Here is a 14386-nt window from a genome sequence, read left to right on the forward strand (position 1 = left end):
CCTGCTCAGCTTCGCATCATTTTCCGGTGTCCTGGCCTTTGCCACCTTCGACGAATCGCGTCGCCGCCACCCAAGATAAGGCGAAAGGACCGGTTGGATGGGCGGTCGGGCGGCCATGCACACGACGAAGTGATATAGGTGCAATTTGACGACGGATCGGGTGGAATGAGAACGTCTGGAAGATAACAACCGGAACGCGGCCATGAGCGACGAAACCGAGGACGACACCGACATCGTCAACCAGCTCGCCTATGTCAGGGCCGATCCCACTCAGCACGATACGATCACGCTTCTCACCATGATCGATGCCGCGATTGCCGAGATCATGGCCCTGAGGAGGAGCCTGCGGCTGAGCGAGGAGCGGAACGAGCGGGGCAACCAGCTCCAATAGGCAGCCGGAACGAGCAGCAACGCGCGAAAAGCGCTAGTCCGCGTCGGCCACCATCTGCCGGCCGCCGGCCCAGGCGCGCCATTGCCGCTCGTCGCCATTGAAGACGTTGAGGTCGATGCGGCCGGTGACACCATGCGACAGGCCGGAGCCGGAATATTGCCAGAACAGCCATTTGCGGTCGGGATAGACCTTTGAGGGATGCCTGGCCACCGCGCGCAGCCAGAACGGATAATCGAGGAATTGGCCCCTGAGATTGTCCCGGTAGAAATCGGGCGCGGTGTAGATGATCGGCCGCTGGCCGTAATGGCGCTCGAGCTTGTCCATGAACACCTGCATCTTCTCCAGCACCTTTTCGCGCGACGGGCGCCGCTTGCAGCTGGACTCGCCGTTCCACTCGACATCGATCACCGGCGGCAAGGCGCCGTCCACCTTCGGCACGTTGCGGATGAACCAGTCGGCCTGTTCGCCGGCGGTGCGGCACCAGTAGAAGAAGTGGTAGGCGCCGCGCTTCAGCCCGGCGGCGTCGGCGTTGCGCCAGTTTTTCATGAACATCGGATCGAGATGGTCGCCACCGTCGGTCGCCTTGATGTAGGCGAAATTGGCGCCCTGGGCGCGCAGCTTCTCCCAGTTCACGTTGCCCTGCCAGCGCGACACGTCGACGCCATGCACGGCAAGGTGCCGTGGCGAGGAGCGGCCGAAATTGATCGGCTTGGCGTCGCGAAAGCCGTAGCGCGTGACCGGACCGGCGAGCATGGCAGGGGCTGCCCGCGACAACAGTTTCGGCGGCGAGACCAAGGCTGCCGGCTCGACCGGAGCATCGGCGCTGTCAGGCAATTCGGGCGCTGGAAAGGCTACCGTCTCCTCCTCCGCCAGGCCGAAAGGCTGAACATTGTCGTCCACTGGCGCGGCCTCGGCCAGCCTGCGCACATTGCTGGCCTTCGCCACCGGGACGGATGTGATCGGCGCGCTTGGCCGCACCACCGAACTGGTCGTCTCGTTCGATGGCCTCTGCACGTCGAGCGCGTCCATCCCCGATGTCGACGAGCAGCCCGCAAGGAACAGCGATGCGATCATGAAACTGACGACGCCTGGTAACCGCATCTGGACCTGTACTCGAAACGCAACAGACCGAGGGCAATGGCCGACGGACAACCGGACCAGTTATGAATGAGAAATTACCAATAAAGATTGAATCAAGTTTTTTACCATGCCTGTGGCTGGTTTCGGACATTCGCCGCCGGCGCCATCGCAGCGATCATGGTCGCGACGATCATCATCAGGCTGCGTGGCTGGCGGGCCGCGCGATCCTGGCCATATCGTGCCCTAGTTCATTTCGCCGTTTCACGGAAACGGTGAAATGCTCTATCTCTTTGTTTTTACGCAATTCCGGACGGAAAACCGTGTCGCACTTTTCCTGGAATTGCTCTAGCCACTTTTCCTGAAGACGCCGATCATCGGCCCCAGATTCCAGTAGTCGTCGTTGCGGCCGATGGCCGGGGCGAGCAGGCTCGATATCGTACCGTCGAGAAACAGCGCGTTGTCGCAGCCGAGCGCATCGCGGAACAGCCGGGCGAACGCATGGAACGTCACCGTGCCGTTCGAAATGGCAAAGACCGTGACACCGTCCTTGCGCACCCCGACCCCGTCGCGGGTCTTGCGCGATGTGCCGTCGGCCTGAAATTTCGGATGAAGCTGGCCGTCGATCACCAGCATCGGCCCCGATTGCGTCGCATAGTCGGTTGCCGGCCGCTTGCTGACGAAATCCCTAGTCGCCCGAACTGCTGCCTTGCCGTCGCTGACATAGAAGATGCCATTTGGCTGAAGCGAGAAATTGCCGCTGCCGGATCCCGTCTTGACCGTCGCCATTTCCCGGCCACGCTCGACATAGAGGCCGACCGGCCTGAGGTCTGGGTGATACATGCCGGCGTTGATGGCAAACAGCATCGTGCGGCCAGCCATGCGCTGGGCGGCGTCGAGATTGTGCAGCGACTGAAATGGCTTGCCTGTCTGGTCCTTCCAGAACAGCTCGACCGAATATTGGTTGGGGTCGACCTCGCAGACCAGATAGCTGGTCGCCTCGAACGTAAAGTCGCGGCACGGCGGCACCGTCGCGAACCATTGGCCGAATGCCACCGTCGTGGCGACCGCCTGCGGCAACGCGGCCTTGAGCAAGGCCAGCAGCAGCGGCGCGGAATTGAAAAGCGTCAGAAAATCCATGCACCTACCCAGCTCCAACGAGCCACCGTGGATAGCATCGCCGGCCGGCATTGTGGAAGCTCGGCCTGGAACGGCGCGGTTCAGAACCGGCGATGGGATGTCGCGGAGCCAACGGGACTAGCCGCGGAGCCGACGGGACTGGCCGCGGAGCCGACGAGACTATTTGACGGCACTGACCAGCTGTTCGTCGCCACCAAGAATGGAGACCCAGTGTCCGGTGTCGTCGCTCGCCTGCCGTTTCAGGTAGCGGTAGCTGGTCTCGTTCCAGAGCCGGACCTTGTCGGTCAGATTGTCGAGGATGAAGTCGCCCTTGTCCGTCCGCACCGTCAACACGGCATGACCTTCGCCATCAGGCTTGCGAACCACCGTCATCAGCAGATTGGCTATGGCAATGCCCAGCCTGTTCAGTTCACGCCGCTTTTCCAGCGCGTAATCCTCACAGTCGCCGAAGCCGTTGTCCGGATAGGCCCACCACTCGTCCTTGCCGTAATTGTCCACGTCGCTCATCGGCTTGACGCGCGTGTTGACCGAGAGATTTACCGCTGAGATCTCGTGCAGCAGCTTGCCGGTCATCTGTTCCGGCACGCTGTCGTGCGAGCGGATCGAACACTCGGCGGCATGGATCTTGCAGAAATCATAGTGGCCGATCGGCTGGGAGGTCGAGCCGCCGACAACCATGGAAACAGGAGCCGCGTAGGCGAAATTAGCTGCTGAACACAACGCGGTCAGAGCAACCGCCAGCCCCAGCCCCTTCGCCTTTCGGCGCCAACCCTTCGAGGATGCCATCCGGCCCCGCCCATCTGTTTTGTTAACAGAACGTTAAGGGCTGTTACCTACCGAAGTCAATCAAGCTGGCTGATCACATCTTTGCGGGCCGAAGCGTGCAGGTTTCAGGGTTGCTCCCGCGCAACACAGAGCCGACCGCGAGCCTAGGCAAGCCACCCCATCGCAACGCCCAGCAGCAAGACGATGCCGAGCAGGCCACGATAGATGACGAAAGGCCAGGCGGAAAAGCGTTCCAGCACGCGCATCAGGCCCCAGATGGCGAAGAAGGCGGAAATCGAGGCGACGCCCAGTCCGGTGGCGAGAACCGACCATCCGTGGGCATCGAGATGGACCTTGTGCAGTTCCCAAAGCTCCTTGAGGCCGGCAAGAGCGATGGCCGGCAGCCCGAGCAGGAACGAGAAGCGCGCTGCCTCGGCCCGCTTGAAGCCGAGCCCAAGTGCTGCCGTCAGGGTCGAGCCCGAGCGCGAGACGCCGGGTATCAGCGCGCCGATCTGGGCGACACCGACGAGCAGTGCATCGGCGAGCGAAGCTTCGTCCATGGTGCGCCGGTGGCGGGCGAAAATCTCGGCCAGCGCCAGCAGGACCGCCATGGCGATGCAGGACCAGCCGATCACGCTCAGGCTGCGCAGCGGCGAACCGCAGGCATTGAGGATGCCCGACAGCGCCACGCCGGCAATGACGATCGGGATCGTCGCCAACACGATCCAGGAAGCCAGCCGGAAATGCCGGTCGGCAAAATCGCGGCGTGTGAGGGCGTCGATGGAACCGAACAGCAGGTCCCTGACATCGCCCCAAAAATAGCTGACCACGGCGGCAAGGGCCGCAAGCTGCATGGCGGCGGAAAAGGCCGACCCGGGATCCTGCCAACCGAGCACCGCCGGCACGATACGCATATGGGCGGTCGAGGAGATCGGCAGCAGTTCGGTAATGCCCTGCACAAGGCCGAGAAAGGCGACCTTGGCATATCCCAAGCCGACAAAGCCCGTGTCCAGGCCTTGGGTGCAGATGTCAGCCATATCGGGTTCCGTGGTTGAGAGATCGAACTTGCGCGGGAGCGACCAGCCTTGACCCGTCGCGCTTGGCCTGTCGCGGGCAAGCCTTACCGTCATGGACGAGATAATCAATTTACGGATTTGTAAGCTGGTGAGACAGCACCGAACGCGCGTCGGTCAGGACCGGTCCCAAAGGGCCGGCCTGAGTTCTCACAGGGAGTGTTCTCACAGGAGAAAAAAGACAAGGCGATTACGGACACAGCCAGAGTTTCTGGCAGGTCCTGGCGATCACATGCGCCGGCGGAACGACGGGTTCGTCGACGGAAGGCCGGCGAGCCCGTTCGAGCAGCATGCGCACCTGTTCAGGGCGCACACGATCGCGCTCCATCACAAGCAGGACCATCGGATCGCTCAAAAGCTCGTCCAGGGTGCTGATGCTGTCGTTCATCCGTCGTCTCCTCGAATGCCGGCCCGCGCAGCATAGATAGGAAGACAATCATGGCCCGCCAATGACGTTTTGCCGGCTATCGCGTGATGTTTTGGATTAAATTTTGGTCATCGCCTTACTGTCCCGGCGCCGCCGCGTGGCGAGGGAAGTCTAGGCTGGTGGCGGAGCGCCTTCATATTGAGGCAAGCCGTCGTCGAGCACCACCCAAGGCTGTTTCGAGGCGGTGAAAATGTGCATTTGCGGCCTGAAGGCCGACGGGTCGTCGAGCGAACCGGTGGTGATGCCGATGATGCCGGCGGAATCGCGCCGCGAAAACATCGTGGTGCCGCAGCTCGGGCAAAAACCGCGCTTGAGATCAGGCGAGCTGTTCACCGTCGCCAGCGGTCCCTCGATCGTCACATCGTCGATGCGAAACAGCACGCGCGCGTTGAAGGCGGCGCCGATCGCCTTCTGGCAAAGCCGGCAGTGGCAGATGCGTTCGTTGATCGGAGCCGCGTCAGTGCTGTAGCGCACCGCTCCGCACAGGCAGCCGCCCTGATGTTTAGCCATCGTCTTGTTCCGCAAATCGAGAAAATAAGCGGCAAGGTAGTCGCGCGGCCGACAGGGTCAATTGAAAAGCCTTGATACGATGCCATCGATAATCGGAATGCGATGGAGTTTGTCGTGGCGCAAGAGATCGAGACCATCGGCATTGCCGACCTGTTCAAGCCGCCCTCGCCTGCTCGCGATCGTGCCGACACCAGGATCATGGCCGCCGCCTCGGGGATCGGTTTCATGGCCGTCCGCGACTTTCCTGGCGATCACTGGCTGACGCCGGACAGGCGAGCACAGTTGCTGCGCATCTTCGCGCTGTCCGAAGCCGAGAAGCAGAAGCTGCTGCGCTGGAATTTCGACCCGACCAGAAAGAACGTCTACCGCGGCTGGTTCCCGCTGCAGCCGACAGCCGTTTCCTACAAGGAAGGCATCGACATAGGGCGGGATATCATGGGACCGGATATCGCCGATGCCGGAGGTGTTTCGACCTCCGACGATCCGCTGCTTGAGCCGACGCCATTGCCGGCCGAAGACGCCCTGCCCGGCTGGCGCGCCGCGGCGGCGGACTACTACCGGTCGATGGAGAGCGTCGGCAACGCGCTGATGCGGTCGATCGCGCGTGGGCTTGGCCTGCCGGAAACGATCTTCGATGCCTGTTTCGATGGCGGCATCTCGACGCTGCGCCTGATCCGCTATCCCCTGCGCGATGCCAACGCCGGCGTCGACACCAGCGGCCCGGAGTTTTCCGTGATCCACAAGGGCGAGACGCGCACCATTATCGGGCGCGAGCACGCCGATTCCGGTTTCGTCACCTTGCTGGCGCAGGACGGCGTCGAGGGTTTGCAGGCCAAAAACCTCGCCGGCGAATGGATCGACGTGCCGCCGGCCAACGGCACGCTGGCGGTCAATTTCGGTCAGTTGCTGGAGCGCTGGACCGGCGGGCGCGTCCGTGCGACGCGGCACCGGGTGATCGCGCCGAAGACGGTGCGGCTGTCGATCCCGTTCTTCTACGAACCCCGCGTCGATGCCGAAATTGCGCCGCTGCCATTGAAAGGCGCCGAGCCCTTCGAGCCGTTTCTCTATGGCGATTATCTCTGGGAAGCGGCGACGAATTTCGTCGAGATGAGCGGCATCAAGCATCTCAGGCAGCCGCGCCGCGCCAAGGCTTCATAGGCAACGCCGGCCTCTCGTTGCAGAGACGGCCGGCTGGGAAATGACAGGCTACTCCGTTTCGCTGACCACCTCGTCCCAGCTCTTCACCTTGGTCTCGCCGTTGAGGAACGGCAGCGCGGCGGCCGTCAGTTCCGGGGCGAAGAAGACGTCGTAATGTGTGCGGTTGGGCAGGATCGCCAGGCGGTTCCGCGACAGGTTTTCGCGCATCCAGCCGGCGTCCTTCAGTCCGCCGCCGAGCATCTGGTAGAACTTGACCTCATGCTCGGGCTTGTACATGTCACTGTCGCCATAGGCCAGCATGACCGGCATCTTCAGCTTGGGAACATCGGCCGAGAAGTCCCTGTTCTGACGCATGAAATTGCCGAGCGCGTCCAGCAATTTGGGGAAGTCTTCCGGATGCGGCGCGACCGCGACGTAGGACTTGTACATCGGCGTGTCCTTCATGAACGGCGCGGCGGCGGCGCTCACCTGAGCCTGCTGCGGGCGCATCTCGTCATAGAAACCGTCGGTAGCATAGCCGGTCGAGACCAGCACAAGGCGGCGCACCATCTCGGGATGGCGGACCGCCATGCGGAAAGCGACACCGCCGCCGAGCGAATAGCCCATGACGTCGACCTTGTCGTAGCCGAGCGCCTTGACGATATCGGCCATGTCGTCACCAATCGCCTCCACGCTGAATGGCCGGTCGCCGAGCGCCGTGCGGCCATGGCCTTGCAGGTCGACGCCGATGACGGTGCGATTTTCGGCGAATTTGGGCAGGATCGGCGCGAACATGTCGGTAGAGCCAAGACCGCCATGCAACAGAAGCAGCGGCTCGCCCTTGCCGTAGACGGCGTAATAGTAATTCAGGCCGTTGATCGGTAACAGGCCGGACTTTCCCGGCTTCAGCGGTGTTCTCGTTTCGGTCGTCATGGCAGGTTCCTTTGCATTGGTGGTGCCCGGGCAGGCGAGAAGCGCCGCGGCCGAAGCAAGAATGACGAAAAACAGGGTTCTGGACATATCGGTCTCCTCGAGTCCTGCCGGTGTCAAAGCGGTCCTGTCGGTTCAAAGCGTCTTGTGGTGTCAAAGCGTCATGGCGAGGTCCTCAAGCTGGTCGGCGCACTGGCCCCAACCCTGATGAAAACCCATCGCCTCGTGCTGCTCGCGGTCGGCGACGCTCCAGTGCCGGACGCGCGCGATATAGCGGGTCTTGCCATCGCCTTCGTCCTCGAAGGTCAGCACGACGGTCATGAATGGCTTTTCCGACGGCTTCCAAGCCTGTGTGTAGGCATCGGTGAAGACGATCTTCTTGCCGGGAATGACTTCCAGGAAGACACCGGGGTTAGGAAACTCATTGCCGTCCGGGCTAGCCATGACAACCAGAGTCGAGCCGCCGGTGCGCACATCCATCTCGGCGCGCGGCGTCGTCCACGGCTTTGGCGAGAACCATTGCGTGACCAGCTTCGGCTCGGTCCAGCAGCGATAGACGCTGTCGCGCGATGCATCGATGATGCGGGCAAGAACCAGTTCGCGGTCGTTGTCGGGGGCAATGTCGAGCTTGGTGGCCACGGTGGTCTCCTCGGGTTTGATCTGTTTGATCTAGGGGTTGATCCGGCTTCCGTCCCAAGGACGAGCCGATGCAACGCAACCCGACACCGCCAGTGAAAAAATCTGGCGACTGGAGAAAATCTGGCGACTGCTTGTATGGATGGAGGCTGGGCGGGAAAAGCGGCCCGTGTCAGTGGCGCTTGGCTTGCACCAGATAGGCGTCGATCTCGGTTTCGCCGAGCCACTTCGCGGCCTCGAGCCGATGCAGGCCTTCGACCAGTATATGGCGCTTGCCGTCGTGGCGGACCTGGATCGGCGTCTTCATGCCGTTCTCCAGTATGTCCTCGGCGAGATGCCGGACGGTCTCGGGGTGCAATGTCTTCTTGCGCGCCGTCGGCACGTAGATGTCGTCGACCTTGACCTTTTGCACTCTGAGCATGCCGATCCCCGTGGCGGAAAAACGCCGCCGTTTGTGGAAATAGTCTTTTTGGCAACGGCGGCCAAGAGCGCGGCCAACGAATGCTGGCCCGATCGTTTCCATTTGACGCTTGCCCTGCAGATCGCCGAAATGACGGCTTGCCACTTCTTCGGTGTTCATGACCCATCTGCCCACGGAATTCCCCGATTTCGGATTGACGCCAGAGCAGCGCCGCCATGCGGTGCGCGGCCACTACTACGAATGGCCTGGGATGGATGGCGAGCGCGGCGAGATCTGGTGCTACTCGGACCGATTTTCCTATCGCGCCGGCGAGACGGTGACGCTGCATGTCAGTTCGACGGCTCCATCCTTCGGCATGACGATCATCCGCGACGGCGGCACCGAGACGAAAGTGTTCGAGAAATCGGGCATCGCGGCACGCTGGCAGGACAGTCCGGACCAATGCTCGGCAGAGGGCTGCGGCTGGGAGGCTTCGTTCGAATTCCGCGTCGGCGGCGACTGGCCGTCCGGCGCCTATCGGGCAACACTGACCGCCGACGGGCGCGACGGCAAGCCGATCCAGTCCCACCACCTTTTCATCGTTAGCCCCCAGGCCGGCAAGAAGCCCGGCCGCGTGCTGCAGGTTGCGGCGACGGGCACCTGGCTCGCCTACAACACTTGGGGCGGCTCCAACCACTATCAAGGCATCACCGGACCGGACCGCAATCAGTATTCGCCCATCGTATCGACCCAGCGCCCCTGGTGCCGTGGCTTCGTCGTGCTGCCGAAGGATGCGCCGCGCGTGCCGCTGGAAGTCGCCGTGCCGCCGAAGACGGTGCCGCGCTATCCGCACATGGAATGGGCGCTCGCCACCGGCCATTCGAAGAAATACGCTTCGTCGGGCTGGGCCAGCTACGATAGCCATTTCTTCCGCTTCGCCGAGCGGGCCGGCTATGCCGTCGATCTCGCCAGCCAGCACGACCTGCATTTCTCGCCCGACATTCTCGACGGCTATGACTGCGCTGTCTTCGTCGGCCATGACGAGTATTGGACCTGGGAGATGCGCGACGCGGTCGACAATTATGTGGACCGCGGTGGCCATGCGGCGCGCTTTGCGGGCAACTTCATGTGGCAGACGCGGCTGGAGGACGAGGGGCGCCGCCAGGTCTGCTACAAATACCGTGCCCGCGCCGAGGATCCCGCCTATCGCGGCGGCGACGTGACCCGCGCCACCAATTCCTGGGAAGCGCCGGAAATCGGCCGGCCGGGCTCGGCAACCTTCGGGCTGAATGCCACCCGTGGCCTCTATGCCGGCTGGGGCGGCTGCGCGCCGCGCGGCGTGCGCGGTTTCCCGGTCTATCGACCGGAGCATTGGGCCTTTGCCGGCACCGGCATCTACTACGGCGACCTGCTCGGCGCCGACAGCCACGTCTATGGCTATGAGGTGGATGGGCTCGACTTCGAGATCCGCGGTGGCCTGCCCTACCCCACGTCAGACAGCGGCGCGCCGGATGGACTGCAGGTTCTCGCCGTCGGCATGGCTTCCCAGGTCGAGGAAAGCGCCGATATCCCGATCGAGGACCAGTTCCTCACCGACGAGGATGGCCGCTTCAGCGCCGAAACGCTGTTCGGCGAGGGCAGCGACGCCAATCTGGAGAAAGTCAAACGCGGCAATGGCATGATCGTCAATTTTCCGCGCGGCAAGGGCGAGGTGTTCCACGCCGGAAGCTGCGAATGGGTTGCCGGCCTGCTAAGACAGGACCCGATGGTCGAACGCGTCACAAAAAATGTCCTCGATCGTTATCTCGGAAAGCCCTGACATGTCGAAAATCCAGACCGCCGCTCAACCGACTGAAGTCCGGCGAGACTCGCATCTGTTCTATCTCTCCAGCTTGCGCCGACCGCTGATCGACCGCGCCGAAGGCATCTACATGTGGACGCAGGACGGCCGCCGCTTCATCGATGGATCGAGCGGGCCGATGGTCGCCAATATCGGCCATTCCAACCGCAATGTGCTCGATGCCATGAAGCGGCAGATGGACCGCGCCACCTTCGCCTATCGGCTGCATTTCGAGAACGAGCCGGCGGAAGAACTCGCGCGGGAACTCGCGGGGAAACTGCCGGAGGGCATGGACCGCATCTTCTTTGTCTCGGGCGGCTCCGAAGCGACAGAGTCCTGCATCAAGCTGGCGCGGCAATGGGCGGTCGCCACCGGACAGGCCAGCCGTTGGAAGGTGATCACCCGCTTCCCCTCCTATCATGGCGGCACGCTGGGTTCGCTCTCGATCACCGGCGACGATGCGCTGTCCGAAACCTTTGCGCCGATGATGCGGCCGATGCCGACCGTGCCGGCGCCGACCGCCTGGCGCGACCGCGACAATCTTTCAATGGAGCAGCGCGGGGTTCGCTATGCCGACATGCTGGAGGAGAAGATCCTCACAGAGGGGCCGGAAAGCGTGGTCGCCTTCATCATGGAGCCGATCGGCGGTGCCGCCACAGCAGCCCTGGTGGCGCCGGACAGCTACTATGCCCGCATCCGCGAGATCTGCGACCGCTACGGCATCCTGCTCATCCATGACGAAGTGATGAGCGGCGCCGGCCGCACCGGCAAATTCCTCGGCGGCGACCACTGGAACTGCAGGCCCGATATCGTCGCGCTGTCAAAGGGACTGGGCTCGGGCTACGCGCCGCTCGGCGCGCTCGCCGCACCGATGCGGCTGGTGCAGCCGTTGCTCGCCTCCGGCGGCTTCCAGCATGGCCACACCTATGCCGGCAATCCGCTGGCCTGCGCCGCCGGCCTTGCGGTTCTGGGTGAAATGGACCGGCTCGACCTGATCGCCAATGCGGCTGCCATGGGCGATGTGCTGATGGACGGATTGAAGGGACTTGCCAAGCGCTTCCCGTTCATCGCCGACGTGCGCGGCAAGGGTCTGCTCACCGGCGCCGAGATGGTCGCCGATCCAGAGACGCTGCGGCCGATCGACCAAGGCAAGAAAGCGACGCAGCGGCTGCTCGACCTTGCCTATGCGCGCGGGCTGATCATCTATGGCCGCAGGGTGAAGGGTGGCGTCGACGGCGACAATTTCATGGTCGCGCCGCCAATGATCGTGACCAGCGAACAGGTCGGCGAAATCGTCTCCATCATCGGTGATGCGCTGGAGGTTCTGGCTTCCGAGCTCGACCTGCCGGTCGAAGGCCGGGGGTAAGGGGATGGCGCCGCGAAAAGTCATCATCACCTGCGCGGTCACCGGCTCCGTGCACACGCCGTCGATGTCGCCCTACCTGCCGGTGACGCCGGACCAGATCGCGACGGATGCCATCGCGGCTGCCGAGGCCGGTGCCTCGATCCTGCACCTCCACGCCCGCGACCCCAGGGATGGCCGCCCGACCGCCGATCCGGACGTCTTCATGCAGTTCCTGCCGCGCATCAAGCAGGCAACCGCCGCGGTGATCAACATCACCACCGGTGGCTCGTCGCTGATGACGCTCGACCAACGGCTGGCTGCGCCGCTCCGCGCCGAGCCCGAAATGTGCTCACTCAACATGGGCTCGATGAACTTCGCGCTGTTCCCGATGCTGGACAAACCACGGGAGTGGCAGCACGAATGGGAACCGAAACTGCTAGAAGCCACCCGCGACACCATCTTCAAAAACACCTTCGCCGACATGGAGGGCGTGCTCGAAAGACTCGGAAAGGGCTGCGGCACGCGCTTCGAGTTCGAGTGTTATGACGTCGGCCACCTTTATTCGCTGGCGCATTTCCGCGACCGCGGCCTGGTGTCGGGGCCGCTGTTCATCCAGTTCGTGCTGGGCATCCTGGGCGGCATCGGCGCCGATCCGGACAATCTCGTCCACATGAAGCGCATCGCCGACAAACTGTTCGGCGACAGCTACCAGTTTTCGGTGCTGGCCGCCGGCCGCAACCAGATGCCGCTGATCTCGATCGCCGCTGCAATGGGCGGCAATGTCCGTGTCGGGCTGGAAGACAGCCTCTATGATGGCCGCCAACTGGCGAAATCCAACGCCGACCAGGTGCGCCGCATCCGTGGCATTCTCGACGGGCTGTCGCTGGAGGTTGCCACACCGGCCGAAGCGCGTGACATGCTGGCGCTCAAGGGCGGGGATAGAGTGGCGTTTTGAGATGCCCTTGACTGAGATGTTTGTGTTCCGTCACACCCCCCTCTGTCCTGCCGGACATCTCCCCCGCAATGGGGGAGATCGGATATCATTTCGGCTTTCGCAAACCTCCAACGTCAAAAGAGTGGCGGCAAGGCCAAAGCTGCCAATCTCCCCCCATGCGGGGGAGATGTCCGGCAGGACAGAGGGGGGTGCCTTGGCACCATACCTGTGTTGAGCAACTCATCCAAAATCCTCCTCCGCCCCGGCCGCATCGAAGACGTCGAAACCATACACGCGGCAATCCTGAAACTCGGGACCCACATCGGCGCTCCCGAGGAAATCGTCTCGACGGCGGAAGATCTCAGAACCTGGGGCTTCGGCGCAAAGCCCGCCTTCTCGACACTGATCGCCGAAGTCGGCGGCGAATTCGCCGGGCTGTGCCTGTATTTCCCGATCTTTTCGACCTGGATGGGGCGGCCTGGCGTCTATGTGCAGGATCTCTACGTCGAGGACCGGTTTCGCGGTCGCAAGATCGGCGAGCGGCTGTTGCGGCGCATCGCGGCTGAGTGCCGGAAAGAAGGTGGGGTCTATCTCAGACTGTCCGTCGACACCGACAATGAAGGCGCCAAGGCTTTCTATGAAAGGCTGGGCATTGCCTGGTCGAGCTACGAACAGACGCAGAAGATCACCGGCGAAGCCTTTTTCGCCTTCGCCGATGCGCCGGAAAATGGGGAGCAGGAATGAAAGCCTTTTATGCGCAGGAGCAGAAGCGCCACGACCCCAAGGCCTTTCTTTCCAGCGGTGCCGCACAGCCCAATCCGGAAAGACCCGAACGCGTCGAGAGATTATTAGCCGGCGCAGCATCTGCGGGCTGCACGATCGAACGGCCGCGCAATCACGGGCTCGGCCCCGTTTCGGCGGTGCACACGCCCGAATATCTCGACTTTCTCGAGCACATCTTTGACCGCTGGCAACGCATCGATGGCGCATCCGCCGAAGTGATCCCCAACATCCACCCGATCGCCCGCAATGGTTCCTACCCGGCCTCGGCGGTCGGCCAGGCCGGCTATCACATAGCCGATACGGCTTGCCCGATCTCCGGCGAGACCTGGCAGAGCGCGCTGTGGAGCGCCTGGAGCGCGGCCGAAGCCGCCGAAACGGTGATGGCTGGCGCACCGGCCGCCTATGCGCTGTGCCGCCCGCCCGGCCACCACGCTTTTGCCGATGTCGCCGGCGGCTTCTGCTTCATCAACAACTCGGCCGTTGCGGCTCAGATTTTGCGCAGAAACGCGGCCCGCGTGGCAATCCTCGATGTCGACCTGCATCACGGCAACGGCACGCAAGGCATCTTCTATGCACGGCCCGATGTGCTCACCGTTTCGCTGCACGCCGACCCGGTGCGTTTCTATCCGTTCTTCTGGGGTCATGCCGACGAGCGTGGCGAAGGGCCGGGCCTCGGCTATAATTTCAACCTGCAGCTGCCACGCAAATCCGCCGACGCGGCGTTTCTCGAAACGCTCGAGATCGCATTCCAGCGCATCCGTGCCTTTTCGCCCGATGCGCTGGTGGTGGCGCTCGGCCTCGATGCGTTCGAAGGCGATCCGTTCGGCGGTCTCTCGGTGACCACGCCCGGCTTCTCGCGCATTGGCGAAGCCATCGCCAGGCTCGGCCTGCCGAGCGTCATCGTCCAGGAAGGCGGCTATCTCTGCGACGCACTCGGCGACAATCTCACCGCCTTCCTCACCGGTTTCGGCGGAAAGGCGCGGTGACAATTCAAACCG

At 63.1% G+C, this 14386-nt stretch carries 16 protein-coding genes; 7 read left to right on the forward strand and 9 right to left on the reverse strand.

Annotated elements, in window-relative coordinates:
• The first annotated feature begins 202 nt into the window (after positions 1-202).
• Positions 203-391 (forward strand): hypothetical protein, encoded by a 189-nt coding sequence (locus tag X741_RS162755; RefSeq protein WP_023776240.1) that lies wholly within the window; start codon positions 203-205, stop codon positions 389-391.
• A gap of 33 nt (positions 392-424) precedes the next feature.
• On the opposite strand, the gene X741_RS162750 is transcribed toward X741_RS162755, so the two are convergent.
• From X741_RS162750 to X741_RS162725, 6 genes are all read right to left on the reverse strand, one after another.
• Positions 425-1492 carry a GH25 family lysozyme gene (locus X741_RS162750; RefSeq protein ID WP_023776241.1) on the reverse strand — a complete coding sequence of 356 codons (1068 nt, stop codon included), beginning with the start codon at positions 1490-1492 and terminating at the stop codon, positions 425-427.
• Between the two features lie 324 nt (positions 1493-1816).
• On the reverse strand, positions 1817-2608 hold the full coding sequence (locus tag X741_RS162745) for a phosphodiester glycosidase family protein (protein ID WP_023776242.1): 792 nt from the start codon (positions 2606-2608) through the stop codon (positions 1817-1819).
• A 159-nt stretch (positions 2609-2767) separates the two neighbouring features.
• Positions 2768-3394, reverse strand: coding sequence for a transglutaminase-like cysteine peptidase (locus X741_RS162740; protein ID WP_023776243.1), 627 nt, complete (start codon positions 3392-3394; stop codon positions 2768-2770).
• Positions 3395-3537: 143 nt separating this feature from the next.
• Complete coding sequence (locus X741_RS162735) at positions 3538-4410, reverse strand: undecaprenyl-diphosphate phosphatase (protein WP_023776244.1); 873 nt, start codon at positions 4408-4410, stop codon at positions 3538-3540.
• 226 nt (positions 4411-4636) lie between these two features.
• Positions 4637-4834, reverse strand: coding sequence for a hypothetical protein (locus X741_RS162730; protein WP_013895824.1), 198 nt, complete (start codon positions 4832-4834; stop codon positions 4637-4639).
• A 150-nt stretch (positions 4835-4984) separates the two neighbouring features.
• Positions 4985-5383, reverse strand: coding sequence for a GFA family protein (locus X741_RS162725; RefSeq protein WP_023764210.1), 399 nt, complete (start codon positions 5381-5383; stop codon positions 4985-4987).
• Between the two features lie 114 nt (positions 5384-5497).
• Between X741_RS162725 and X741_RS162720 the strand changes: the two genes are divergently transcribed.
• A complete protein-coding gene (locus X741_RS162720; protein ID WP_023776245.1) occupies positions 5498-6541 on the forward strand; it encodes a 2OG-Fe(II) oxygenase family protein in 1044 nt (347 codons plus the stop codon).
• Between the two features lie 48 nt (positions 6542-6589).
• On the opposite strand, the gene X741_RS162715 is transcribed toward X741_RS162720, so the two are convergent.
• The 3 genes from X741_RS162715 to X741_RS1000000171625 all read right to left on the reverse strand — a co-directional run bounded on the left by X741_RS162715 (position 6590) and on the right by X741_RS1000000171625 (position 8507).
• Positions 6590-7540 carry an alpha/beta hydrolase gene (locus X741_RS162715; RefSeq protein WP_023776246.1) on the reverse strand — a complete coding sequence of 317 codons (951 nt, stop codon included), beginning with the start codon at positions 7538-7540 and terminating at the stop codon, positions 6590-6592.
• Between the two features lie 63 nt (positions 7541-7603).
• Positions 7604-8089, reverse strand: coding sequence for an SRPBCC family protein (locus X741_RS162710; protein WP_023776247.1), 486 nt, complete (start codon positions 8087-8089; stop codon positions 7604-7606).
• A 169-nt stretch (positions 8090-8258) separates the two neighbouring features.
• Positions 8259-8507: a ParB N-terminal domain-containing protein gene (locus tag X741_RS1000000171625; RefSeq protein ID WP_008875526.1), complete on the reverse strand. Its 249-nt coding sequence runs from the start codon at positions 8505-8507 to the stop codon at positions 8259-8261.
• A 157-nt stretch (positions 8508-8664) separates the two neighbouring features.
• Between X741_RS1000000171625 and X741_RS162700 the strand changes: the two genes are divergently transcribed.
• The 5 genes from X741_RS162700 (at position 8665) to X741_RS162680 (ending at position 14374) form a co-directional block, all read left to right on the forward strand.
• Positions 8665-10305, forward strand: coding sequence for a N,N-dimethylformamidase beta subunit family domain-containing protein (locus X741_RS162700; RefSeq protein WP_023776248.1), 1641 nt, complete (start codon positions 8665-8667; stop codon positions 10303-10305).
• Between the two features lies 1 nt (position 10306).
• Positions 10307-11692 (forward strand): aspartate aminotransferase family protein, encoded by a 1386-nt coding sequence (locus X741_RS162695; protein WP_023776249.1) that lies wholly within the window; start codon positions 10307-10309, stop codon positions 11690-11692.
• Positions 11693-11696: 4 nt separating this feature from the next.
• A complete protein-coding gene (locus X741_RS162690; protein ID WP_023776250.1) occupies positions 11697-12626 on the forward strand; it encodes a 3-keto-5-aminohexanoate cleavage protein in 930 nt (309 codons plus the stop codon).
• Positions 12627-12836: 210 nt separating this feature from the next.
• Positions 12837-13349: a GNAT family N-acetyltransferase gene (locus X741_RS162685; protein ID WP_084018272.1), complete on the forward strand. Its 513-nt coding sequence runs from the start codon at positions 12837-12839 to the stop codon at positions 13347-13349.
• Positions 13346-14374: a histone deacetylase family protein gene (locus X741_RS162680; protein WP_023776252.1), complete on the forward strand. Its 1029-nt coding sequence runs from the start codon at positions 13346-13348 to the stop codon at positions 14372-14374. Before X741_RS162685 ends, X741_RS162680 begins: the two co-directional genes overlap by 4 nt.
• Positions 14375-14386 lie beyond the last annotated feature (12 nt).

Origin of the sequence: Mesorhizobium sp. LNHC221B00 (assembly GCF_000502935.1) — a bacterium.
Lineage (GTDB): Bacteria > Pseudomonadota > Alphaproteobacteria > Rhizobiales > Rhizobiaceae > Mesorhizobium > Mesorhizobium opportunistum.

Bases quoted from the DNA above. Each gene is read 5' to 3' on its own strand.
- X741_RS162700 (WP_023776248.1), top strand. From the start codon at position 8,665: ATGACCCATCTGCCCACGGAATTCCCCGATTTCGGATTGACGCCAGAG.
- X741_RS162735 (WP_023776244.1), bottom strand. From the start codon at position 4,410: ATGGCTGACATCTGCACCCAAGGCCTGGACACGGGCTTTGTCGGCTTG.
- X741_RS162740 (WP_023776243.1), bottom strand. From the start codon at position 3,394: ATGGCATCCTCGAAGGGTTGGCGCCGAAAGGCGAAGGGGCTGGGGCTG.
- X741_RS162730 (WP_013895824.1), bottom strand. From the start codon at position 4,834: ATGAACGACAGCATCAGCACCCTGGACGAGCTTTTGAGCGATCCGATG.
- X741_RS162725 (WP_023764210.1), bottom strand. From the start codon at position 5,383: ATGGCTAAACATCAGGGCGGCTGCCTGTGCGGAGCGGTGCGCTACAGC.
- X741_RS162690 (WP_023776250.1), top strand. From the start codon at position 11,697: ATGGCGCCGCGAAAAGTCATCATCACCTGCGCGGTCACCGGCTCCGTG.
- X741_RS162750 (WP_023776241.1), bottom strand. From the start codon at position 1,492: ATGCGGTTACCAGGCGTCGTCAGTTTCATGATCGCATCGCTGTTCCTT.
- X741_RS1000000171625 (WP_008875526.1), bottom strand. From the start codon at position 8,507: ATGCTCAGAGTGCAAAAGGTCAAGGTCGACGACATCTACGTGCCGACG.
- X741_RS162680 (WP_023776252.1), top strand. From the start codon at position 13,346: ATGAAAGCCTTTTATGCGCAGGAGCAGAAGCGCCACGACCCCAAGGCC.
- X741_RS162715 (WP_023776246.1), bottom strand. From the start codon at position 7,540: ATGTCCAGAACCCTGTTTTTCGTCATTCTTGCTTCGGCCGCGGCGCTT.
- X741_RS162695 (WP_023776249.1), top strand. From the start codon at position 10,307: ATGTCGAAAATCCAGACCGCCGCTCAACCGACTGAAGTCCGGCGAGAC.
- X741_RS162755 (WP_023776240.1), top strand. From the start codon at position 203: ATGAGCGACGAAACCGAGGACGACACCGACATCGTCAACCAGCTCGCC.
- X741_RS162745 (WP_023776242.1), bottom strand. From the start codon at position 2,608: ATGGATTTTCTGACGCTTTTCAATTCCGCGCCGCTGCTGCTGGCCTTG.